Source organism: Streptomyces sp. NPDC001902 (assembly GCF_042891295.1).
Classification (GTDB): domain Bacteria; phylum Actinomycetota; class Actinomycetes; order Streptomycetales; family Streptomycetaceae; genus Actinacidiphila.
The window spans coordinates 13136-35453 of sequence record NZ_JBIATA010000043.1 but is presented as its reverse complement, the minus strand read 5'-3'; the positions used below and the strand labels follow the sequence as shown (position 1 = coordinate 35453).

Below are 22318 nucleotides of genomic sequence, written 5' to 3'. Positions count from 1 at the left end.
GGCACCCTCCCGGACCGAGGCCCGTCCCGGGGCCCACCGCGCCGGGTGGTGCCCCGCTACAGGTGGAGCTCCTCCGCCGCGGTGGTGCGCCGGTGCCAGGCGCGGGGGGCGCGCCAGTGGAAGCGCATGGCCAGCAGCCTGAGGACGAAAGCGCTGATGACGGCGAGCACCCCGGTGCCGGGGGTCAGGGCCTCGAATTTGATGAGCACGACCACGACGGTGGCCCCCACGATGGCCGGCACCGCGTACAGGTCGCGGTCCCAGCGCAGCAGGGAGGGGACCTCGTTGCCGAGCAGGTCGCGCAGGACGCCGCCGCCGACGGCGGTGGCGAGCCCGAGGGTGGCGGAGGCGGTGAGGTTGAGGCCGTAGTCGTAGGCCTTGGTGGTGCCGGCGACGCAGAAGAGGCCGAGGCCGGCGGCGTCGAAGATGTTGATGGTGGTGTTGATCCGCTCGACCTGGGGGTGCAGGAAGAACACCACCGTGGTGGCGATCAGCGGGGTCAGGAAGTAGCCGAGGTCGGTGAAGGCGGCCGGCGGGACCGCCCCGATGATCAGGTCCCTGATCAGCCCTCCGCCCAGCGCGGTGACCTCTGCGAGGACCGCCATGCCGAAGACGTCGTAGTTCTTGCGTACGGCGAGCAGCGCGCCGGAGATCGCGAAGACGAAGATTCCGACGAGGTCGAGCACGTGCTGGACGGAGTGGCTGAACAGTTCGGTTTGCACCGGCCCCATTGTGCCGGGTGGGTGGCTAGGCCTTTTCGGCCGTCTTCCCGGCCGCGCCGCTGCCGGAGTCGCCGGTGTTCTCCGGGTGGTGGCAGGCCACCTGGTGCCCGGTGGCCAGGGTGGCCAGCGGGGGCTCCGTGGTCTTGCAGACCTCGGTCGCCTTCCAGCAGCGGGTGTGGAAGCGGCAGCCGGGCGGCGGTGCGATCGGCGACGGGACGTCGCCGGTCAGCAGGATCCGCTCGCGCTTGGCGCGCCGCTTCGGGTCCGGCACCGGCACCGCGGAGAGCAGCGCGTTGGTGTACGGGTGCATCGGCTTGGTGTACAGGTCCTCGCGGTCGGCGACCTCGACGATCTTGCCGAGGTACATGACCGCGATGCGGTCCGACACGTGCCGGATGACCGACAGGTCGTGCGCGATGATCACGTAGGTCAGGCCGAGCTCGCTCTGCAGGTCGTCCAGGAGGTTGACCACCTGGGCCTGGATGGAGACGTCGAGCGCCGACACCGGCTCGTCCGCGACCACGAGCTTGGGCTTGAGCGCCAGCGCGCGGGCGATGCCGATGCGCTGCCGCTGACCGCCGGAGAACTCGTGCGGGTAGCGGTTGTAGTGCTCGGGGTTGAGGCCGACCAGCTCCAGGAGGTTCTGCACCTCCTTCTTCACCCCGTTCTCCGTCTGCACTTTCTGCAGCCGGAACGGCGCGCCGACGATGGTGCCGACGGTGTGCCGCGGGTTGAGGGAGGAGTACGGGTCCTGGAAGATCATCTGCACGTCGCGGCGGAGCGGGCGCATGCCCGCGGTGCCCAGGTGCGTGATGTCCCGGCCCTCGAACTCGATCTTCCCACCGGTCGGTTCGAGCAACCGGGTGATCAGCCGGCCCATGGTGGACTTGCCGCAGCCGGACTCGCCGACCACGCCGAGGGTCTCCCCGGGGTTGACGTGGAAGTCGATGCCGTCGACGGCCTTGACCGCGCCGACCTGGCGCCGCAGCAGACCCTTGGTGATCGGGAAGTGCTTGACCAGGCCGCTCACCTTGAGCAGCGCATCCGACCCGTCGGCGGTCGACTGCTGGGGGATCGTCATCTCCTGGCCTTTCACAGCTTCGGCGCAATCTCTTCGGTCCAGATGCGCTCCCGGTCCGCCGCGCCCAGGTGGCACGCGGCGTGGTGCCGGCTGCCGACCTCGCGCAGTTCCGGAACGACGGTGGTGCTGGCGCCGCCGGTGAGCTCCGCGTACGGGCAGCGCGGGTGGAAGGCGCAGCCGGACGGAATGTTGATGAGGCTCGGCGGCGAGCCCTTGACCGGGTTGAGCCGTTCGGTGCGCTCCCGGTCCAGGCGGGGCATCGAGCCGAGCAGGCCCCAGGTGTAGGGGTGTTGCGGCTCGTAGAAGACCTTGTCGGCCGGTCCGCGCTCCACGCAGCGTCCGCCGTACATCACCAGGATGTCGTCCGCGAGCTCGGCGACGACGCCGAGGTCGTGGGTGATGATGATGACCGCGGAGCCGAACTCCTTCTGCAGGTCCCGGATGAGGTCCAGGATCTGCGCCTGCACGGTCACGTCGAGCGCGGTGGTCGGCTCGTCCGCGATGAGCAGGTCGGGGTTGTTGGACAGCGCCATGGCGATCATCGCGCGCTGCCGCATGCCCCCGGAGAACTGGTGCGGGTAGTCGTCGACGCGCTTGTCGGGCTGCGGGATGCCGACGCGGTCGAGCATCTCGATCGCGCGCTTGCGGGCCACGGCCTTGGACACGTCGTGGTGCACCCGGTACGCCTCGACGATCTGCGCGCCGACGGTGAAGTAGGGGTGCATCGCGGACAGCGGGTCCTGGAAGATCATCGCGGCGTCCTTGCCGCGCAACCGACGGACCTCGTCCGGGTCGGCCGAGAGCAGCTCCTTGCCGTCGAGCCAGATCTCGCCGGACATCCGGGCCCTGCTGCGGCCGTACTGGCCGGCCCGGTGCAGACCCATGATCGCCAGGGACGTCACCGACTTGCCGGAGCCGGACTCGCCGACGATGCCGAGGGTCTTGCCCTTCTCCAGCTGGAAGGAGAGGCCGTCGACGGACTTCACCAGACCGTCGTCGGTCGGGAAGTGCACCTTGAGGTCGCGGACCTCCAGGAACGCCGTGGGCTGCCCCGCCTTCCCGGCCACCGGCTCGTTCGGCGCGGCATCCGCCCCGGTGCCGGACTTCTGGATGGGGAGGTCGGTCATGACAGCCTCACGCGCGGGTCGACGACGGCGTACAGCAGGTCTACGAGGAGGTTGGCCACCACCACGGCGACGGCCGCGATCAGCGTGACGCCGAGGATCAGCGGGAAGTCCTTGTCCGAGATCGCCTTCACCGCCGCCTGGCCGATGCCGGGCAGGCTGAACGTCGTCTCGGTGAGGATCGCGCCGCCGACGAGGGCGCCGAGGTCCATGCCGAGGATGGTGAGCACCGGGGTCATCGTCGAGCGCATGGCGTGCTTGCCGATGACGACCGGCTCGCGCAGGCCCTTGGCACGCGCGGTGCGGATGTAGTCCTCGCCCATGATCTCGAGCATGGTGGCCCGGGTCATCCGGGCGTACATGGCGGCGTAGAGGAACGCGAGCGTGACCCAGGGCAGGAGCATGCCGCCGAACCAGCCGGATGGTGAATCACCGAACGGCACGTACTGGCCGTCGATCCATCCGAGCCCGTAGACGACCACCGCGAGGGCGATCATGCCGGTGAAGTAGATGGGGAGCGAGACGCCGGCGAGCGCCACCGTCATCAGGGAGCGGTCCAGTACGGAGCCGCGCTTGAGGGCGGAGACGACACCGGTGCCGACGCCGACGATCACCCAGATGACGCAGGCGCCGGCGGCCAGCTGCAGGGTCACCGGGAGACGGTCCGTCAGGACCGGCCAGATCGCCTGCTCGTTGCGGAAGGAGTAGCCGAAGCAAGGGGCGGGGCAGTGCGTGACGTCCGCGCCGTTGGCGTAGTCACGCCCGGCGAACAGCCCCCACAGGAACTTGCCGAACTGCACGAGGATGGGATCGTCGAGGCCCATCTTCTTCCGAATGCCCTCGAGGGAGGCCGGATCCGCCTGCTTCCCGATGAAGTAGGTGGCGGGGTCGACTCCGACCCATTTGGGGATCAGGAAGAAGATCCCGAAGGTCACCAACGTGATGACCAGCAACATGACGACGACAGCGAACAGTCGCCGGATGATGTATGCAAGCACTGTGCTCGGCCCGGCGGCGGCCCGGGGGTTCCCCGGGCCGCCGCACGCGGCCATCACCTGCCCTTCGTGCCTAGCGGGTGTGGCACTCGATCGATTCGAGGGTTGTTACTGCACGCCCAGCGACGCGTAGTCGTAGCGGCCGTTGTACGCGTCGGCCGTGTAGACGTTGGTCAGGCGGGAGCTGCGCCAGATGATGTTCTTCTCGAAGGTGAAGGGCAGGTAGTACGCGCCCTCGGAGACCTTCTGGTTGATCTGCTTGTACAGATCGGCCGCGGCGTTCGGGTCGGTCTGCTGCAGCGCCTGGTCGAACAGGCCGTCGATCGACTTGTCCTTGATCTCGGCGAAGTTGTTGTTGCCGCTCTCCAGGATGAACCGGCTGTCGACCAGCGGCTGGAGGAAGCCCTGGCCCGACGGGAAGTCGGCGCCCCAGCCCATGATGATGATGCCGTAGTTCTTCGACTTGACCGTCTTCGGGGCACCGATGATGCCGGAGGTCTGCGCACCGTCGAACTCGTCGAGCTCGGTGGTGATGCCGACCTTCTTCAGCGACTCCTGCAGCGACTCGGCCGTGGCGATCTCGATCGGCTTGTTGTTGCGGACCGCGATCGTGGTCTTGAAGCCGTTGGGCTGACCGCAGGCCTTGAGCTCCTTCTTGGCCTCTTCGACGTTGCCCGAGGTGTCCTTCAGGACGTTGTACGGGTCGTAGTTGGCGTCGGCGCCCTTGATGCCCAGCGGGAGCATGTTGGGGGCGATGGCGCCACCGGCCTGCGGGCCGCCACGGGCGGTCTGCAGCGACTTGTGGTCGGCCGCGAGGATGACCGCCTTGCGGCAGTGGATGTTGTCCATCGGCTTGACCGTGGTCGGGAAGACCGCGTAACGGATGAAGCCGGTGTCCGGGTTGTCGGCGTTGCCCTTGTTCTTGCCGAGCACCTCGGCGCGCGCGGCCTGGCCGACGCCGGTGGCGTTGAGGTCCAGGTCGTAGTCGCCGTTGATCAGGCGCTTGTCCATGTCGTCGGCGTTGGTGGTCAGGGTGACCGTGATCTTGTCCGGCAGCGCCTTGCGGAGGTCGTCGGTGGACGCGCTCCAGTTGGTGTTGCGGACCAGGACCATCGACTTGTTCGGCGTGTACGACTCGAACTTGTACGGGCCGCTGGAGAACGGCTTGAGGCCGTACTTCGCGCCGGTGTCCTTGGCCGCGGGGACCGGGGAGCCGGACGGCATCGCGAGCATCTGCTCGAAGTCGCTGTTCGGCGTCGCCAGGTGGAAGGTGATGGTCTTGTCGTCCGGCGTCTCGATGGCCTTCAGACCGAGCTTGTCGGGCGAGGTGTCCTTGTACGGGCCCTTGTACTCACCCTTGGGGTCGAGCACCTGCTGCAGGTAGATCGGGCCGCCGGAGATGACGTCCTGCGCCCAGATGCGCTCGATGCCGTACTTGACGTCCTTGGAGGTCAGCGGGGAGCCGTCCTCCCACTTCAGGCCGTCCTTCAGGGTGTACGTGTAGGTCTTGCCGCCGTCGCTGACCTTCGCGAGGCCGGTCGCGAGGTCCGGCTTCAGCGTGGTGCTGCCCAGACCCGGCTCCGGGGTGAAGGAGACCAGCTGACGGGTGTAGTACCGGGCGAAGTCCCACATGAAGCCGTAGTAGCCACGCTGCGGGTCCCAGGAGTCGGCGTCCTGCGTGCCGATGAACTTGAGCGTGCCGCCCTTCTTGTCGGACGCGTTCGCCACCTTGTTGACGGCGGCGTTGAATCCGGGGGCCTTGGCGTTGCCGTCGGACTTGCCGCCACCGCCGCCTCCGCCGCCGCAAGCGGCGGTGGACAGCAGTGCGGCGACCACGACGGCCGTCCCTGCGGCCAGCCTGCGCCTCGATGAGCGTGGGGATGTCACTTTTTCGTAACCTCCGTGATTCGCGGTCCGCGACTTTCGGCGGACCTGCGGTCCTTCTCGGTGAGAAGCCACCTGACGGGAATGGCAGGGGCGGTGTGCGAGGGCTAGCGGGAGCCCTTCGGGTCCAGCGCATCCCGTACGCCGTCACCGAAGAGGTTGAAGGCGAGCACGGTGATGAAGATCGCCAGGCCCGGGATCAGCATGAAGATCGGGTCCGTCTCGTAGAAGGACAGCGCCTTGAACAGCATCTGTCCCCACGACGAGGTGGGCGGCTTCACGCCGACCCCGAGGAAGCTCAGGGCGGCCTCGGTGAGGATGTTCGTCGGGATCATCAGCGTCGCGTAGACGGTGATCGGGGCGACGAGGTTGGGCAGCAGTTCCCGGAAGAGGATGTAGCCGCGGCCGGCACCGAGGCTGCGGGCCGCGTCGACGTACTCGCGTTCCCTCAGGCTCAGGGTCTGGCCGCGGACGATGCGCCCGACGTACGGCCAGCCGAAGAACCCGATGACGACGACCAGGACGCCCATGCGCACGCCGGTGCCGCTGAAGCCCAGCAGCGAGTTCGGCATGACCGAGACCAGGGACATGATGAAGAGCAGCTGGGGGAAGGCCAGGAGGACGTCCATCACGCGGCCGATGGCGGCGTCGACCCAGCCGCCGAAGTAACCGGCCATGATGCCGAAGAAGGTGCCGAGGACCACCGCGACGACCGCCGACAGGAAGGCCACCAGCAGGGAGATCCGCGTCCCGTAGACGATGCGGCTGAAGACGTCGCGGCCGTTGACCGGCTCCACACCGAAGAGGTAATCCCCGCTGATGCCGCCCCACTTGCTGGTGGGGGTGCCGAAGAGCGGGTCGATCTTGTTCTCGTGGAAGTCGTTCGGCGGATGACCGAGGGCGCTGACGATGAGGGGGGCGAAGATCGCGACCAGGATGAGGAAGACGACGATCACGCCGCCTGCCAGCGCCACTTTGTCGCGCTTGAGGCGCATCCAGGCGATACGCCCGGGCGAACGCCCCTCGATGGCCTTCGCGGGTATGTCGGCGGCGACGTCGGCGACGGCCGTCTCGGCGGTGTCGTGCAGCGGTGCTGTCATGTCTCCTCGTGCATCCCCCTGCCGGCGGTGGCCGGCTTCGCCTGGCCGTCCGCCCGGGTCGACGGAGCGGACCGACCATGTCGGGCGCAGCTCTTGATGGTGGTGCGGTGGCGCTGGGCTGTGTGTTTGGCTTGTGATGAATCGTTAAGGCGACGTGTGAGCGGCCTTGGTGCGCGAGTCTTCATGGGGCGTGGATCACGCGCCAGACCCCACAGGGAAGCGATGCGCAACCGTGATGTGGTGAGCCTTCGTCCGTTATTACCGCAGTGTTACGCGCGTTGACAGATCGCCGCGATGCAAGAGGAGTCGCTACCTTCGATGCCATGAATGATCGGCTTCGCTCGGTGTGCGACCTGATGGTCCCCGTGGTCAGGGAGATGGCGGGACTCCACGAGTACGACGGCCAGGTGCAGGACCTGTCACCCGACGGCGTCCGCCGCGGGCTGTCCTCGCTCGCCCACGCCCGGCTGCGCGAACCGGCCCTTCCCGACCCCCACGACGAGCGGCACCTGTCGGTCTTCGAGGACACCCTCAAGGTCCAGTACGGCGAGCTGGAACTGCACCGGCGGGACCCATATCCGCATTTGTCCAACCTCGAACTCACCGCGTACGACCGCGAGTACGCGCCCCGCGAGGAGCTGGCCCAGGCCCGCAGCCGCCACCTCCAGCAGTGGCCGGACGCCGTCGACGCCGCCATCGCATCGCTCGACCGGGTGAGCGCGCCGGTCGCCGGGGCACTCCTCGGGGCGGTCCGCGGCCTGGCCGCCGACCTCGATCCGGACCGGGAGCCGGAGGCCGGTCCCGCGCTCGCCGCGCACGCCCGGCTGGTCGACCACATCGCCCGCGCCGCGGAGACCGGCGACCCCGACCCACGGCTCGGCGGGGAGGCGCTGGCGCTCCTGATGGGCAGTCAGGAGGGCCTGCGGGTCGACCTGTCGGCACTCGCCGACGAGGCCGAGCGCGAGCGGGACCGGCTCACCGGGCTCCTCACGGAGTCCTGCGGACGACTGGACCCCAAGGCCACCGTGGACGAGCTCATCCCCCGGCTGCTCGCCGACCATCCGGACGCGGACGGGGTCATCCCCGAGGCCGCCCGGCTCACGGACGAGGTCATCGAGTTCACCCGGCAGCGGGGGCTCGTGCCCTGGCTCGACGGCGACTGCCTCGTCGGGCCGGCGCCGCCGTCGCGCCGCTGGTCCATGGCGATGATGACCTGGGCCGCCCCGGAGGAGCCCGATTCCGCCTCCTGGTACCACGTCACCCCGCCGGAGCCGGACTGGCCGGAGGAGGAACGCGAGGAGTGGCTCTCGGTCTTCAGCCGTACGAGCCTGCCGGCGATCACCGTCCACGAGGTGGCGCCCGGCCATTTCGCCCACGGCAGGGCATTGCGGCACGCACCCACGCAGGTACGGCGCGTCCTGCACTCGCTGTCCTTCTGCGAGGGCTGGGCGCACTACGTCGAGGAGGTCTGCCTCGAGGAGGGTTTCCGGGCCCGCGACCCCCGCTTCGCGATCGGCGTCGCCCTGGAGGCGCTCGTACGCGTGACCCGGCTCGCGTGCGCGATCGGGCTGCACACCGGGGCGATGACGCTGGAGGACGCCACGCAGCGCTTCATGCGGGACGCCCACCTCGCCCGGGCCGGCGCGGCCTCCGAGGCACGGCGCGGCACCTTCGACGCGGCGTACGGCCGTTACACCTGGGGCAAGTTGGAGATCATGCGGCTGCGCGAGCGGGCCAGGCGCGCCTGGGGGCCCGAGTTCTCGCTGCAGCGCTTCCACGGGGCGCTGCTGGAGCTGGGGAGCCCGCCGCTGGGGCTCATCGACGCGGTCCTGTGAGGGTGGCCTGCGGCGCGCCGTGCGGGGCGGGTCGTGGTGGGCTGTCTCCCGCCCGCCCGCCCGCCCGCCCGTTGCCGTCGACGGCGCCGCACGGGTGGGCGGGAGGGAAAGGCCCGCCGCAGGCGCGACGGCGCGCAAGCCGCCGGCGGACCGACGCACCGGACCGCGGAAACCGCCGGAGGCGTCAGTACGGCTGGGGGGCCCAGCCGTACGTCGTACCGGGGACACCGGGCGCACCCGGTACGCCGTGGGCGTCGCGGGAGTAGAAGGGCTGCGCGGAGGCCCGCATCCACATGCCCACCGGGTCGTACTCGTCCGTGAGCGCGACCGTGGCGACCGGCAGCCCCTGCGGCACCGCCCCGAGGGCGGACTGCATCATCAGGCGCACCGTTTCCGCGGCCTGGGGCCCGGCGTCGTAGAGGTCGACGCCGATCGCGAGGTACGGCTCGCCCAGCGCGGGCTGGACCCATGCGCGCCGCAGCGAGCGGACGGCCGGGGTGCGATGGGCCTGCTGGGACAACAGGGCGTAGTACTGGGGGATCTGGAGCGCCGGTTCGCCGATCCGCAGCGGTCCGGCCGGGGAGCGGTCGAGCCCGAGGCAGACGCGCCGCAGGTCGAGCCAGGGGATGCCGACGCCGCCGCCGGGGGCGTGCGGGTTGAGCCACAGGCCCCACCGGTCGGGGAAGAGCGAGGCCGCGATCTCCCGACCGGAGACCACCTCGTGGGCCCGGTTCCAGCCGCAGGCGGAGAACTCCTGCGGTGAGGTCACGCAGGGCGCGTAGCCGTGGCCGGCGACCTCCATGTTGCCGTACTGCGCGTCCGCCCCGCCGGGGGTGCCCTGCCAGAGCAGCATCCACACCTGGCTGTCGGCGAGGGTCCGCAGCACTTCCTCGTAGGCGTCGTACCTACCGGGCGTCACCTGCCGGAGCGCATGCTCCAGCCCCCCGCCCCCTCCCACGCCGGCGCTCACGTGTCCCGCCCTTCCGCGTCTGCCTCGTCCGCGTCGTCTGCTTCGCCGAATGCTTCGGGTGTCGTGTCGGACCCAGGTTATGCGCCCGTGCCGACATAGAAGGGTCGCACGCGCTCCAGCATCCAGTCGCCGATGGGGTCCTGTGCGACGTCCAGCAGCACGAGGTTGACCTGCCAGGGCAGCGGTACGGCGCCGAGCGCGCGCCCGAGGGCGGCCATGGCGGCGGCCCGGTCCTCCTCCTGCCAGCGGTCGAGCTCGACGCCGACGAAGAGCGTGGCGGGATCGCCCTCGACACTGGCCAGCGCGCGGCGGGCGGAGAGCACGACGGGGAGCACGGCGAACTCGCCCGCGGCGGCGGCCAGGAAGTCGACCGGCTCCTCGTCCGGCGAGGGTTCCCACAGCCGGACCCGGGCCCCGGTCGGGGTGCCGGGCTCGCGGTCGGTGCGGCACAGCTCCATCACGGCGGCGGGCGGCAGCGGGATGCCCACCGCGCCACCGGGGTTCACGGCGATCCCGAGCTGCGGGGGCAGCCCGCGGGCGAACTCGCGGGCGGGGGCGACGGCGAAGCTCATGCCGGAACCGGCGGCGAGGAACTGCCGTTCGGAGCTGAAGACCGGGACGTAGACGCCGCCTTCGAGTTCGAGGGTCGGCAGGTCGAGGTCGGTGCTGTCGGGGCCGCCGCCGTTCGGCAGCGGGATCCACAACTGCGAGCGCCCGAGCACCTCCAGGACGCGGGCCGTGGCACCCGGGTCGCCGAGTGCCGCGGAGAGCACTTCCTCGAGTTCGTTGGCGGGCCAGCCGCCCCCACCGTGGCCCGCCGGGGCGAAGCCGTCCGGTATCCGCTGCCCCGGGATGTTCACTGCGTCTCGCCTCGCAATTTCCTGTGGTGGTGCGCTCCGTGGAAACCCTATCCGGCGACGGGCGCGCGCGACCCCCGCATCCCGGGGTCGTCACACGATGCGATCGTCCGGTTGCGAAGCGTCACTACGGCTCCGAAGGTAGGACGAGCAAGGAGAAAACCCTCAACCGGGAGATATCTCGACATGCGCATCACCAGGATCAACTCCACCCTCATAGCGGCGGCTGTCTGCGCCTCGCTGACGATGGGCCTCACCGGCGGTGTCGCGAGTGCCCACGCCCCCACCCGGAGCACGGCCGTCGAGGTCGAGCACCTCGCCGCCCGCGCGGCGCAGACGGGCAACGCCGAACTCATCGCCAAGCTGGGTGACACGCTGTCCATCGGTGCCAAGCTCACCCAGGAGGCCCAGGTCGAAGCCCCTGACTCGGCGAAACTGGAGGAACTCCGCAGGGGTCTGGAAGAGGCGAGCCAGCAGCTGGCCTCGGTTCTCGACCAGGCTGGTGCGGTATCTCCCGGTGTCACCGACCCGTCGGCCTACGATCCGGGCGCGCCACAACCGGGCCTGGAGCCGGCCGATCCCGGCCAGCCGGGTGACCTGAGCGCCGTCGACCAGATCGGCGGGCCGGGCGACCAGGGCGCCGCGGACGCCGTCACCGACGTCAAGAACGCGCTCACCAAGCTGGTCCAGGACGTCACGGACCTGCTGGCCAAGGTGCTGGCCAAGGACCTCGCGGGTGTGACGGCCGGTGTCGCCACCGTCGTCGCCGACCTGCAGGCCCTGCTGCTGGCGGTGCCGAAGCTGCTCACCGGCGCACTGCCGCTGCCGATCCCGCTGCCGCTCCCCCTGAACGACCAGGGGCAGCAGCTCTCGCCCGACGGGCAGCTCTCGCCCGACGGGCAGCTCTCGCCCGACGGGCAGCTCTCGCCCGACGGGCAGCTCTCGCCCGAGGGGCAGTTCGCGCCGGAGGGCGCGGCGGAACCGCAGGTTCCGTAGCGGTACCGTCCCTCACGCGTCGCGGCCCGGCCGCTCAGCCGTCGAAGTCGATGGCCTCGAGCTCCCGGGCCGCTTCGCGGTCCAGCAGGACCACCGAGGCGCACGCCGCGGGCAGCCGGCCGGCCTCGGCCTCCGCCAGCAGGCGGCGGGAGGCGTTGCGGTGCCGGACCATGGCGTACGTCGACACCCCCCGGCCGCGTTCGCGCTGGCCGTCCAGCGCGGTCCGCAAGGGGACGTCCAGCAGCACCAGGTGCATGCCCCGCCCGCGGCGCCGGGCCTGACGGGCGACCCAGGCGCGCACCCAGCGCAGGGTGCCGCAGTCGTGCAGGACGACGCTGTCGCCGGAGCGCAGCGCCCGCCACAACCCCGCGTAGTGCGCGATCCGCACCAGGGGGCGGTAGAGGGCGTACGGCAGCAGCCGCGGCAGCCGGGCCTGCCAGCGTTCCCGTACGTCCTGAGAGTCGATCAGGCGGGCACCCCCCGTCGCGCGCCGCATGAGGGTGCTCTTCCCGCCGCCCGGGAGGCCGGAGACGACCAGCACGTCGCCCGCCGGGTAGCGCAGGGTGCGCACGGGCCGGCGCCCCCGCCGCAGATCGAGGAGCCGGCGCGGCCGCACGGCCCGGCCCCCGCGGCGCGCTCCCCCGGCCCGCGCCGGTACCGGCCGGGACACGGCCGGACCTCCGGCCGTCGCATACGCACTCTGCCACCGCACAGCTCGCCTCCGGGTCCGACGTTCAAGAAATGGTAAATCCTGTGTCTTTGCCTACCCAGAGGAACGGCGGGGTTACTACCGGATCGGAACCGGACCGGGACATCCGGGACGCGATCGCGACAACGGCGGGAGCCCGTGCAATGATGGCGGCCTCAATCTCATACCGGCCGTTCGAGGCCGCGCGGGAGAGTTTCCGCACCGCCACGGCGGGGTGGGGCGCCGAAGGAGCAAGTCCTCCCTTGAATCTCTCAGGCACAGATACCGCGCGTCCGAGGCACATCTGAAAAGCGGACGAGTCCGCCCCGGCCGACGGGGCGCCGTCCCACCCAAGGTGCAAACCGGGACTCCTCCGCTCGGAGGGTCCAGGTGAACCTCTCAGGTTCCGATGACAGATGGGGAGGGCCTGCCCGTCATGGCCCTATCCGTCGTTTCCTTGCCTTGGGAGCCCGCCCGATGAGTGAACCCCGCCGTACCGCACTGGACGCGCTGCACCGCGCCCTCGGCGCCACCATGACCGACTTCGCGGGCTGGGACATGCCGCTGCGGTACGCCAGCGAGCGCGACGAGCACACCGCCGTGCGGACCCGGGCCGGTCTCTTCGACCTGTCCCACATGGGCGAGATCACGGTCACCGGTCCGGCCGCGGGCGAGGCCCTGGACCACGCGCTGGTCGGCCACATCTCGGCGCTGGCCGTGGGCCGTGCGCGCTACACGATGATCTGTGAACCGGACGGCGGCATCCTCGACGACCTGATCGTCTACCGCCTCGGCGACCAGGAGTACATGGTCGTCGCCAACGCCTCCAACGCCCAGGTCGTCCTGGACGCGGTGACCGAGCGCGCGGCCGGCTTCGACGCCGCCGTCCGCGACGACCGGGACGCGTACGCGCTGATCGCCGTCCAGGGCCCGGAGTCCCCCGGGATCCTCAAGTCGGTCACCGACGCCGACCTGGACGGGCTGAAGTACTACGCGGGCCTGCCCGGCACCGTCGCCGGCGTCCCCGCGCTGATCGCCCGCACGGGCTACACCGGCGAGGACGGTTTCGAGCTGTTCGTCGCCCCGGCCGACGCGGAGAAGCTCTGGCAGGCGCTGACCGAGGCGGGCGCGGACGCCGGCCTGGTGCCGTGCGGCCTGTCCTGCCGCGACACGCTGCGCCTGGAGGCGGGCATGCCGCTGTACGGGCACGAGCTGACCACCGCGCTCACCCCCTTCGACGCCGGACTCGGCCGGGTCGTGAAGTTCGACAAGCCGGGTGACTTCGTGGGCCGGCAGGCCCTGACCGCCGCCGCCGCGAAGGCCGAGGCCGCGCCGCCGCGCAAGCTGGTCGGCCTGGTCGCGCAGGGCCGCCGGGTCCCCCGCGCGGGCTACCCGGTGGTGGCGGGCGGCGAGGTGGTCGGCGAGGTCACCTCCGGCGCCCCGTCCCCGACCCTGGGCAAGCCGATCGCCATGGCCTACGTGGACGCCGCGCACGCCACCCCGGGCGCCTCCGGCGTGGGCGTGGACATCCGCGGTACGCATGAGCCGTACGAGGTGGTCGCCCTGCCGTTCTACAAGCGGCAGCGCTGAGGCACCGGTCACATCCGGCACAGCCGTCCCACCTGTCAAGACAGCCGTTCACCAGCACATACCGTCATCCAGGAGAATTCACGCCATGAGCAACCCCCAGCAGCTGCGGTACAGCAAGGAGCACGAGTGGGTCTCGGCCGCCGACGCGGACGGCGTGTCCTCGGTGGGCATCACCGAGCACGCGGCGAACGCCCTCGGCGATGTCGTCTACGTCCAGCTCCCGGCGGTCGGCGACACGGTCGCCGCGGGCGAGACCTGCGGTGAGCTGGAGTCGACCAAGTCGGTCAGCGACCTGTACGCCCCGGTCTCCGGCGAGGTCACCGAGGTCAACGAGGACGTCGTCAACGACCCCTCGCTGGTGAACTCGGCGGCCTTCGAGGGCGGCTGGCTGTTCAAGGTGAAGATCTCCGAGGAGCCGGCCGACCTGCTCTCCGCGGACGAGTACACCGCCTTCACCGGCAACTGACCGCTCGGGACCTCCCGACCGCTCCGCCCTGTCCACTCCGACCTCCGGACGGATGACCCCCCTGATGTCGCTTCTCAACAGCTCACTGCACGAGCTCGACCCCGACGTCGCCGCCGCCGTCGACGCCGAACTGCACCGCCAGCAGTCCACCCTTGAGATGATCGCCTCGGAGAACTTCGCTCCGGTCGCGGTGCTCCAGGCCCAGGGCTCGGTGCTGACCAACAAGTACGCCGAGGGGTACCCCGGCCGTCGCTACTACGGCGGCTGCGAGCACGTCGACGTCGTCGAGCAGCTCGCGATCGACCGGATCAAGGCGCTGTTCGGCGCCGAGCACGCCAACGTCCAGCCGCACTCGGGCGCGCAGGCCAACGCGGCCGCGATGTTCGCGCTGCTGAACCCCGGCGACACGATCCTGGGTCTGAACCTCGCCCACGGCGGGCACCTGACCCACGGCATGAAGATCAACTTCTCCGGCAAGCTGTACGACGTGGTCGCCTACCACGTGGACGCCGAGACCGGTCAGGTCGACATGGCCGAGGTCGAGCGCCTCGCCAAGGAGTCCCGGCCGAAGCTGATCATCGCCGGCTGGTCGGCGTACCCGCGGCAGCTGGACTTCGCGGCCTTCCGGCGGATCGCCGACGAGGTCGGCGCGTACCTGATGGTCGACATGGCGCACTTCGCCGGCCTGGTGGCGGCGGGGCTGCACCCTTCCCCCGTGCCGTACGCGGACGTCGTCACCACGACCACGCACAAGACGCTGGGCGGCCCGCGCGGCGGCGTCATCCTGTCCAAGGCCGAGCTCGCCAAGAAGATCAACTCCGCGGTTTTCCCCGGCCAGCAGGGCGGCCCGCTGGAGCACGTCATCGCGGCGAAGGCGGTCGCCTTCAAGGTCGCGGCGACCGAGGAGTTCAAGGACCGCCAGGTCCGCACCCTGGAGGGCGCGAAGATCCTCGCCGAGCGGCTGACGCAGCCCGACGTCACCGGGGCGGGCGTCTCGGTGTTGTCCGGCGGCACCGACGTGCACCTGGTCCTGGTCGACCTGCGCAACAGCGAGCTCGACGGACAGCAGGCCGAGGACCGGCTGCACGAGATCGGCATCACGGTCAACCGCAACGCCGTCCCGGACGACCCGCGTCCGCCGATGGTCACCTCGGGTCTGCGCATCGGCACCCCGGCGCTGGCCACCCGCGGCTTCGGCGCGGAGGACTTCCGCGAGGTCGCCGACGTCATCGCCGAGGCCCTCAAGCCGGGCTTCGACGCGGGGACCGCCGAGGCGCTCGGCGCCCGGGTCACCGCCCTGGCCGAGAAGCACCCGCTGTACCCCGGCCTGAAGTAGCGAGCGTCACCCGGTGTGCGGGGCCGGCCACGAGGGCGGTCCCGCACACTGGAACAAGTGCGGCGCACCCACGCCGCAACACGTACCACCCCGGCGGTGATCCCGCCGGCCGCCCGCGGACAACGGGGTCCGCGAACCCGAGGAGTCATCGCACCGTGGCCATCTCCGTCTTCGACCTCTTCTCGATCGGCATAGGCCCGTCCAGCTCCCACACCGTGGGCCCGATGCGCGCCGCGCGGATGTTCGCCCAGCGGCTGAAGAACGACGACCTGCTGGCGGGCGTGGCCTCCGTGCGCGCCGAACTGTTCGGCTCGCTCGGCGCGACCGGCCACGGCCACGGCACCCCCAAGGCGGTGCTGCTGGGCCTGGAGGGCCACTCCCCCCGCAGCGTCGACGTCGAGACCGCCGACGAGCGGGTCGAGCACATCCGCGGCAGCGGCCGCATCAGCCTGCTCGGCGTCCACGAGATCCCGTTCTCCGTCGCGGACGACCTGATCCTGCACCGGCGCCGCTCGCTGCCGTACCACGCCAACGGCATGACGCTCTTCGCGTACGACGAGGGCGGTGCGCCCGTGCTGGAGAAGACCTACTACTCGGTGGGCGGCGGCTTCGTCGTCGACGAGGACGCGGTCGGCGAGGACCGGATCAAGCTCGACGACACCGTGCTGAAGTACCCGTTCCGCACGGGGGACGAACTGCTCCGGCTCACCCGGGAGACCGGTCTTTCCATCTCCGGCCTGATGCTGGAGAACGAGAAGGCCTGGCGCACCGAGGCCGAGATCCGCGCGGGCCTGCTGGAGATCTGGCAAGTCATGCAGGACTGCGTGAAGGCCGGTATGACCCGCGAGGGCATCCTCCCCGGTGGCCTCAAGGTCCGTCGCCGCGCCTCCGCGACCGCCCGGCAGCTGCGCGCCGAGGGCAGCACGGTGGCGCACGCCATGGAGTGGGTCACCCTCTACGCCATGGCCGTCAACGAGGAGAACGCCGCGGGCGGCCGCGTCGTCACCGCCCCCACCAACGGCGCCGCCGGCATCATCCCGGCCGTGCTCCACTACTACGTGAACTTCGTGGCCGGGCAGTCGACGGAGGCGGAGAAGGAGGACGGCGTCGTCCGCTTCCTGCTCGCTGCGGGCGCGATCGGCATGCTCTTCAAGGAGAACGCCTCCATCTCCGGCGCCGAGGTCGGCTGCCAGGGCGAGGTCGGCTCCGCCTGCTCCATGGCCGCGGGCGGCCTCGCCGAGGTCCTCGGCGGCGGCCCGGAGAAGGTCGAGAACGCCGCCGAGATCGGCATGGAGCACAACCTCGGGCTCACCTGCGACCCCGTCGGCGGGCTCGTCCAGATCCCCTGCATCGAGCGCAACGGCATGGCCGCGGTCAAGGCCGTCACCGCCGCGCGCATGGCGATGCGCGGGGACGGGCGCCACCACGTCTCCCTCGACAAGGTCATCAAGACCATGAAGGAGACCGGGGCCGACATGAAGGTCAAGTACAAGGAGACCGCCCGCGGCGGCCTCGCGGTCAACGTCATCGAGTGCTGACGCCGCCCCGGACCCCGGCCCGCCCGGACCGCGGGAGCGTCGTCCCCGTGGGCGACGTCAGCGGTACGTGAGCACCGCCCACACGCCGGTCGCGGCGACCGCGAGTGCGTAGAGGGCGACGGCGGCGCGGAGGATGCGCGTCTTCGCCGGGGCGGCCAGCCGGGTGCGGGACAGCAGCCAGGCGAGGGCGGGGAGGACGAGGACGGCGTGGAGGCTGACGCCGTGGAGGGGCTTGAGGGGGGCCGTGGAGGCGTAGGCGGCGCTCTGGTGGCCGGTGCGGGTGAGGTGGACGCCGCGGGCGATCATGGCGGCGCCGGAGAGCAGGGCGACGAGCAGGATCGCGAAACCGGAGCGCAGGGCGAGGGGCATGCCGGCGGGGCCGGTGGGGCGGCGCCGGAAGGACGCGACGGCGAAGGCCGACAGGACGGCGACGAGCACGGCGCCGCCGGCCGCGAGCGTCATGGAGACGGCGGTGTCGAAGCCGGTCTCCATGTCGAGGTGCGAGGGTACGTGCCGCCACGCCTGCAGGGTGATGCCGACGACCTCGACGACGCAGTCGGCGGTGAACACCGCGAGCAGCGCCGTGCGCAGGCGCGCGCCGACGTCCAGGTACGAGGTGACCCAGGTGATCGCGACGAGGGTGAGGCCGAAGGAGAGCCCGAAGGTCATGGGCTTGCGCCAGGACACCGGGCCGTCCCAGGGGCCGCCGTCCACCACGAGGACGGCGAGGTGGAACAGGCCCGAGAGGATCAGCAGGGCGCCGGTCGCGTGACACAGGCGGTCGGCCGTGCGGGGGCCGTCGTGCGCCCGTGCCCCGGCGGTGGGGATGGTGGTCGTCGCCATGGCCCCAGCGTGCCGGGGGCGGCACGGCCGGTCGTCGTCCGGGGGGAGGCCGGCCGGATACGTCCCCGGGAGCAGTGGTTCCCGCTCAGCGGGTGGCCGCGTGCACGATGCCCGAGGTCGCCGCGATGCGGTCGAGCAGGAACATGGTGCCGACGCTCGCCACGATCCAGCTGCAGAGGATGACGATCCCGCGGGTCAGGCCGTCGTGGTGGAAGTAGGCGATTCCGTCCATGGCACGGACGCCCACCCCGGCCGGCATGACGGAGGCCAGTGGCTCCAGCCAGCCCGGCAGGAAGTACGGCGGGAGGACGCCGCCACTGGTGGCGTTCCCGATGATGAGCATGAAGATCGAGCCCAGGAGCACCCCGGCCGGGCCGAAGACGCGGATGAGCGCGACGGTGGCGGCGGCGACCGCGCCGGCCATGAGGGTGACGACGCCGAAGATCCCGAAGAAGGAGCCGGGTATCGCGCCGAAGGCCGTACTGGCGATGAGGGTGGTGGCCAGGCCGCCGACGACGGCGAAGAGGCCGATGCTCAGGACCCGCTGGTGGAAGGAGAGCCGTGGCGCGACCTGGTAGGTCAGCTGGCCGAAGAGGAAGCCGGCCAAGATCAGCCCGAAGGAGGCGTAGAAGACCGACAGCCCTCTGCTGTCACCGGACGACAGCGGCAGGATGTCGACCACCGGGATCTTGTGGTCCTCGCCGTGCGGAACGGACGCCAGGGGGGTGAGCAGGGCGGACACCGCGGGGCCGTTCGCACCGGCGTAGACGACCTGGGGCTTGCCGCCCTCCGACAGGTAGGCCGCATAGGCCTCCCGGTGCTCCACCGCGTGCCGGGCCGAGGCCGCGTCGGGATACCGGTCGACCTGGAAGGCCTCGGGCGCGATGCGCTGGAGGCGGACGTCGAACAGGGCCGCCGAGTGGTCCGAGGCGACGACGGCAACCGGCAGCCGGTGCGCCGTGGGCGTGTGGAAGGCGGCGAGGAAGACGCTGACGAAGGACAGCCCGACGACGAGCACCGTGATCACCGGGGTGATCACCGCCTTCGGGCCGGTCAGTCCCGCCCGGGCGGGCGGTGCGTCGGTCTGCGGCCCCGGGACGTGCCGGTGTCGGTGCCGCTGGTGGGACGGGGGCGGGTCCGCAGGGGGGTTCGCATCGGTGATGATCACGGTGTCCACCAGGGGGAGTCCCTCCTATAATATAAGTTGACTTATATAAGTTAACAGACAACAGAGAGGCACCCGGCATGCCCCTGCGCGAACCCCGCGAGCACATCGGCTACCTGATCTGGCAGCTCGCGCAGGCTTACGCGATCCGCATCGAGCAGGCGATGCGCCCACTCCGGCTGACCCAGGCGCAGTTCAGCACCCTCATGCAACTGAGCGTCTACGGGGCCATGTCGAGTGCCGAACTGGCGCGCCGCTGCGGGGTCACACCGCAGTCCATGGGCACCGCGGTCCAGGGACTGGCCGAGCGCGGACTGGTCGAACGCAGGGCACATCCGACGCACGGCCGGATCATCGAGATCAGCGTCACCCCGGAGGGCGAGGAGCTGGCGGTCCGCGCCGAGCGGGCCATCGCCCCCGCCGAGGAAGAGGCCCTCTTCCCCTTCGCCCCGCACGAGCGCGAGCGCGTCCGGGCCGACCTGCAGCGGATGCTGGCGACCCTCAACCCGTACGCGCTGTCCGAGGGTGATTGAACGCTCACGTCGACGCCGGCGCCCGCATCACAGACCGCCCGACCACCGGCTCCCGGGGTGGTCAGGGCTTCGCCGACACGTAGGCCGTGCCGTCGGCAGTCTCCACGAGGACGGCGGCGACGTCCTCCGGGGCCACCGCCGCCGAGCCGTCCAGGCTGACGCCGTGGCCCTCCCCGGTCGGCGACACCACCCAGCTTCCGGCGATCTGCCGGGAGCCGTCCCGCGCCACCACGACCAGCAGGCAGTGCTCCCCCGCCGGGATGCCGCCGACCCGGGCGTGGAGCCGCACCCAGGCGGCGGCCGGGGTGAGCCGCACGGTCAACCGGGCGCCGGTGGACGGATCGGTGGCCGAGGCGGTGCGGACGGGCCCCGGCGGCGGGGCCGCGGCCGGCGGCCGGACCGCCTGCCCGGCCTGGTGCTCTCCGATGAGCACACCGGACTGGAGGAGGCCGGCCGCCACCACCGCCGCCGCCGCGACCCCGGCGGCCGCCCACCGGCGGCGCCGCGCGCCCGCGCGTTCGGCGCGCACCTGACGCAACGTCCGCTGCAGCAACAACTCCCCGCCCTCGGGCGGGCCGTCCAGGAAGGCCTCCGGCGGTACGTCGCCCAAGGCCTGTGCCAGGGACCGCAGTTCCCCGAGTTCGGCGGCGCAGGGCCGGCAGGACACGACGTGCTCGTCCACGGCGCGGGCCTCCTCCTCGTTCAGCGCACCCAGGACACGGGCGGTGAGCGCCTCCCCGTCGTGCCGCTCCCCCGTGCTCATGCCGCGACCTCCCCCATCTCGACGGGCCCCTGCCGGCAGAAGTCGCGCAGCGCCTTGAGGGCGTAGTGCGACCGGGACTTCACCGTGCCCGGCGGGATGCCCAGGGACCTGGCCGCCTCGGCGACGCTCTGCCCACGGAAGTAGAGCGCGTACAGCACGTCGCGGTGGTCCGCGGAGAGCCGTTCCAGCGCCTCCATGACGACCACGGCGTCCACCACCGCCTCCGCGTGGTCGCGCTCCACCGGCCCGGTGGACGTCGACTCGGCCACCTCGGTGGGACGGGCGGCCCTGGCCCGGTGCCGGTCGGTGATGATGTTGCGCGCCACGGTGAGCAGCCATCCCCGCACCGATCCCTTGCCGTTGAGCAGCGCGTCGGGATGGCGCCAGGCGCGGATCAGGGTCTCCTGGACGACGTCCTCGGCCGCGGCACGGTCGCCGGTGAGGCGGGTCGCGTACGCGAGCAGGGCCCTGCCGTGTTCCTCGTAGAGCGCCCTGACGAGCGCCTCGTCGCTCGTGCCCCGGCTCTGCCGGGTACGGGGCCGCATTGCCGCCATCCGCTCACTCCGTCCGCCCACCGACCGTGCCGCGGTGCCTCGAGGCAGACACGGCCCCCGCCCGGGGCGGGTTCAGGTGAGCCGCCTCACACTGCGCGGCCCGGCAATGAACCGCCGGGCCGCGCGGGCCGTGTCTGGTCACACGCCCCCGCGTGCCCGGCCGGTCCACCGGAGGAGAGGAACGATGCGGTACAGCCCCGCGATGAGGACGGTCCGCCTGCTGGCGGCGGCCGCCCTGCTGTTCGCCGTCGCCCCGTCCCCCGGCACCACTGCGGGCCGCTCCCCCGCCGCCCCCGTACGGCTGGTGCCGCAAGGACCGGCGACCGCCGCCGGTGCGCCCCGTCCGTCCCGTCCGTCCCGTGGTGACGCCGGCCTGCCGCCGTACGGGGCGGCGGCGGGGGTCGGCGTGGTGGTGCTGCTGGCCGGCCTCGCCGTGGGCCGCCGTCCGTTGCTGCGGGCGCTGCGACGGCGCCGGCGGGCGGCGCTCGGCCGGCGGCTCGCGGCGGACACCCGTACCCCGCTGGTGGTGCGGCACGCACTGCGTGAACTGGCCCTGGCGGGACGGCCCGGCAGCCCGGTCCGGGTGCGGGGCGTGCTCGCCGAGCCCGGCCGGGTGCTGGCCACGGTCTCGGCGTGCGGGCCCGCCCCGGCGCCGTGGACGGCGCTGACCCCGACCCGCTGGGAGCGCACGGGTCTCGTACCGGCCGAGACGGCCGCCACCGGCCCGGGGCCGCTCCCCCAACTGACCAGGCTGGGCGCGGTCGGCCGGGGGCAGCTGCTGGTGAACCTCGCGCGGATCGGCGGCGTCCTCAGCGTGCTCGGGGATCCCGCGGTCGCGCGGGACGCGGTGCTCGCCCTGGTGGACGGGGTGTTGGAGGCGGCGCCCGCGGGCCGCACCGTGGTGGTCGCCGTCGGTCCCGGTGCCCGTGACCTGCCCGGGCCGCCCGCCGTGGTCCGGGTCCGGAGCGTCCGTCAGATCGCCGCGCTGCGCGGCGCGGGGGCGCCGCAGGTCCCGGCGGGGCTGGTCGTGCTGCTGCACCGGCCGGACGCCGAGGAGGCCCGCGTGCTGGCGGCGCTGGCGGGCCCGAAGGGCGGCGGCTGGACGGTCCTGACGGTCGGCCATGTCCCGGGCGCCCATTGGCGCTGGTACGCGGCGGCCGACGGAACGGTGGACGCGGGCGTGCTCGGTCACCGGGTGGTGGTGCCCGTGCGGCCCTCCGTCCGCTGCCGCCTCTGATGCCCCGGCAGAGTGGCGATACGCCAGAACCACTCATAGCG

Annotated in this window: 21 protein-coding genes and 2 riboswitches; of the genes, 8 read left to right on the top strand and 13 right to left on the bottom strand. The window is 71.7% G+C overall.

Going from position 1 to position 22318, the window contains the following annotated elements; all coding sequences use genetic code 11:
- Nucleotides 1-56: 56 nt before the first annotated feature.
- The 6 genes from ACFYYN_RS40935 to ACFYYN_RS40910 all read right to left on the bottom strand — a co-directional run bounded on the left by ACFYYN_RS40935 (nt 57) and on the right by ACFYYN_RS40910 (nt 6906).
- The gene (locus ACFYYN_RS40935) at nt 57-722 is read right to left on the bottom strand and encodes a trimeric intracellular cation channel family protein (RefSeq protein WP_500330440.1); all 666 of its coding nucleotides are present in this window, start codon (nt 720-722) and stop codon (nt 57-59) included.
- Between the two features lie 25 nt (nt 723-747).
- Nucleotides 748-1803: an ABC transporter ATP-binding protein gene (locus tag ACFYYN_RS40930; protein ID WP_500330439.1), complete on the bottom strand. Its 1056-nt coding sequence runs from the start codon at nt 1801-1803 to the stop codon at nt 748-750.
- An 11-nt stretch (nt 1804-1814) separates the two neighbouring features.
- Nucleotides 1815-2930, bottom strand: coding sequence for an ABC transporter ATP-binding protein (locus ACFYYN_RS40925; protein ID WP_500359400.1), 1116 nt, complete (start codon nt 2928-2930; stop codon nt 1815-1817).
- Nucleotides 2927-3925 carry an ABC transporter permease gene (locus ACFYYN_RS40920; protein ID WP_500366135.1) on the bottom strand — a complete coding sequence of 333 codons (999 nt, stop codon included), beginning with the start codon at nt 3923-3925 and terminating at the stop codon, nt 2927-2929. The genes ACFYYN_RS40925 and ACFYYN_RS40920 overlap by 4 nt, the downstream gene beginning before the upstream one ends.
- Before the next feature lie 105 nt (nt 3926-4030).
- Complete coding sequence (locus ACFYYN_RS40915; RefSeq protein WP_500330433.1) at nt 4031-5809, bottom strand: ABC transporter substrate-binding protein; 1779 nt, start codon at nt 5807-5809, stop codon at nt 4031-4033.
- A 104-nt stretch (nt 5810-5913) separates the two neighbouring features.
- Nucleotides 5914-6906 (bottom strand): ABC transporter permease, encoded by a 993-nt coding sequence (locus ACFYYN_RS40910; protein ID WP_500549849.1) that lies wholly within the window; start codon nt 6904-6906, stop codon nt 5914-5916.
- A 323-nt stretch (nt 6907-7229) separates the two neighbouring features.
- On the opposite strand from ACFYYN_RS40910, the gene ACFYYN_RS40905 reads away from it, so the two are divergent.
- Nucleotides 7230-8741 carry a DUF885 family protein gene (locus ACFYYN_RS40905; protein WP_500549848.1) on the top strand — a complete coding sequence of 504 codons (1512 nt, stop codon included), beginning with the start codon at nt 7230-7232 and terminating at the stop codon, nt 8739-8741.
- Nucleotides 8742-8925: 184 nt separating this feature from the next.
- On the opposite strand, the gene ACFYYN_RS40900 is transcribed toward ACFYYN_RS40905, so the two are convergent.
- Nucleotides 8926-9711: an enhanced serine sensitivity protein SseB C-terminal domain-containing protein gene (locus ACFYYN_RS40900; protein ID WP_500549847.1), complete on the bottom strand. Its 786-nt coding sequence runs from the start codon at nt 9709-9711 to the stop codon at nt 8926-8928.
- A 77-nt stretch (nt 9712-9788) separates the two neighbouring features.
- A complete protein-coding gene (locus ACFYYN_RS40895) occupies nt 9789-10571 on the bottom strand; it encodes an enhanced serine sensitivity protein SseB (protein ID WP_500549846.1) in 783 nt (260 codons plus the stop codon).
- A 183-nt stretch (nt 10572-10754) separates the two neighbouring features.
- On the opposite strand from ACFYYN_RS40895, the gene ACFYYN_RS40890 reads away from it, so the two are divergent.
- A complete protein-coding gene (locus tag ACFYYN_RS40890) occupies nt 10755-11564 on the top strand; it encodes a hypothetical protein (RefSeq protein WP_500549845.1) in 810 nt (269 codons plus the stop codon).
- Nucleotides 11565-11598: 34 nt separating this feature from the next.
- On the opposite strand, the gene ACFYYN_RS40885 is transcribed toward ACFYYN_RS40890, so the two are convergent.
- Nucleotides 11599-12276 carry an AAA family ATPase gene (locus ACFYYN_RS40885; protein ID WP_500549844.1) on the bottom strand — a complete coding sequence of 226 codons (678 nt, stop codon included), beginning with the start codon at nt 12274-12276 and terminating at the stop codon, nt 11599-11601.
- A gap of 172 nt (nt 12277-12448) precedes the next feature.
- Nucleotides 12449-12550: riboswitch (glycine riboswitch) on the top strand.
- 1 nt (nt 12551) lies between these two features.
- Nucleotides 12552-12678, top strand: a riboswitch (glycine riboswitch).
- 51 nt (nt 12679-12729) lie between these two features.
- Here ACFYYN_RS40885 and gcvT point away from each other — a divergent pair.
- From gcvT to ACFYYN_RS40865, 4 genes are all read left to right on the top strand, one after another.
- Nucleotides 12730-13842, top strand: a complete 1113-nt coding sequence (gcvT, locus tag ACFYYN_RS40880) for a glycine cleavage system aminomethyltransferase GcvT (protein WP_500549843.1) — start codon at nt 12730-12732, stop codon at nt 13840-13842.
- An 85-nt stretch (nt 13843-13927) separates the two neighbouring features.
- Nucleotides 13928-14308: a glycine cleavage system protein GcvH gene (gene gcvH / locus ACFYYN_RS40875; protein WP_499514124.1), complete on the top strand. Its 381-nt coding sequence runs from the start codon at nt 13928-13930 to the stop codon at nt 14306-14308.
- 64 nt (nt 14309-14372) lie between these two features.
- A complete protein-coding gene (glyA, locus tag ACFYYN_RS40870) occupies nt 14373-15644 on the top strand; it encodes a serine hydroxymethyltransferase (RefSeq protein ID WP_500549842.1) in 1272 nt (423 codons plus the stop codon).
- A 155-nt stretch (nt 15645-15799) separates the two neighbouring features.
- A complete protein-coding gene (locus ACFYYN_RS40865; protein ID WP_500549841.1) occupies nt 15800-17182 on the top strand; it encodes an L-serine ammonia-lyase in 1383 nt (460 codons plus the stop codon).
- Nucleotides 17183-17239: 57 nt separating this feature from the next.
- Here ACFYYN_RS40865 and ACFYYN_RS40860 read toward each other — a convergent pair whose 3' ends face one another.
- Nucleotides 17240-18025 carry a hypothetical protein gene (locus ACFYYN_RS40860; protein ID WP_500549840.1) on the bottom strand — a complete coding sequence of 262 codons (786 nt, stop codon included), beginning with the start codon at nt 18023-18025 and terminating at the stop codon, nt 17240-17242.
- 85 nt (nt 18026-18110) lie between these two features.
- Complete coding sequence (locus ACFYYN_RS40855; RefSeq protein WP_500549839.1) at nt 18111-19202, bottom strand: YhgE/Pip domain-containing protein; 1092 nt, start codon at nt 19200-19202, stop codon at nt 18111-18113.
- A 68-nt stretch (nt 19203-19270) separates the two neighbouring features.
- On the opposite strand from ACFYYN_RS40855, the gene ACFYYN_RS40850 reads away from it, so the two are divergent.
- Nucleotides 19271-19723 carry a MarR family winged helix-turn-helix transcriptional regulator gene (locus ACFYYN_RS40850; RefSeq protein WP_499514118.1) on the top strand — a complete coding sequence of 151 codons (453 nt, stop codon included), beginning with the start codon at nt 19271-19273 and terminating at the stop codon, nt 19721-19723.
- A 61-nt stretch (nt 19724-19784) separates the two neighbouring features.
- On the opposite strand, the gene ACFYYN_RS40845 is transcribed toward ACFYYN_RS40850, so the two are convergent.
- Together ACFYYN_RS40845 and ACFYYN_RS40840 are read right to left on the bottom strand one after the other, a co-directional pair.
- Nucleotides 19785-20486 (bottom strand): anti-sigma factor family protein, encoded by a 702-nt coding sequence (locus ACFYYN_RS40845; RefSeq protein ID WP_500549838.1) that lies wholly within the window; start codon nt 20484-20486, stop codon nt 19785-19787.
- On the bottom strand, nt 20483-21040 hold the full coding sequence (locus ACFYYN_RS40840) for a sigma-70 family RNA polymerase sigma factor (RefSeq protein ID WP_500549837.1): 558 nt from the start codon (nt 21038-21040) through the stop codon (nt 20483-20485). Before ACFYYN_RS40840 ends, ACFYYN_RS40845 begins: the two co-directional genes overlap by 4 nt.
- Nucleotides 21041-21224: 184 nt before the next feature.
- Here ACFYYN_RS40840 and ACFYYN_RS40835 point away from each other — a divergent pair, with 184 nt between their 5' ends.
- Entirely contained in the window at nt 21225-22277 is a 1053-nt protein-coding gene (locus ACFYYN_RS40835) for a hypothetical protein (protein ID WP_500549836.1), read from the top strand.
- The last annotated feature ends 41 nt before the right edge of the window (nt 22278-22318 follow it).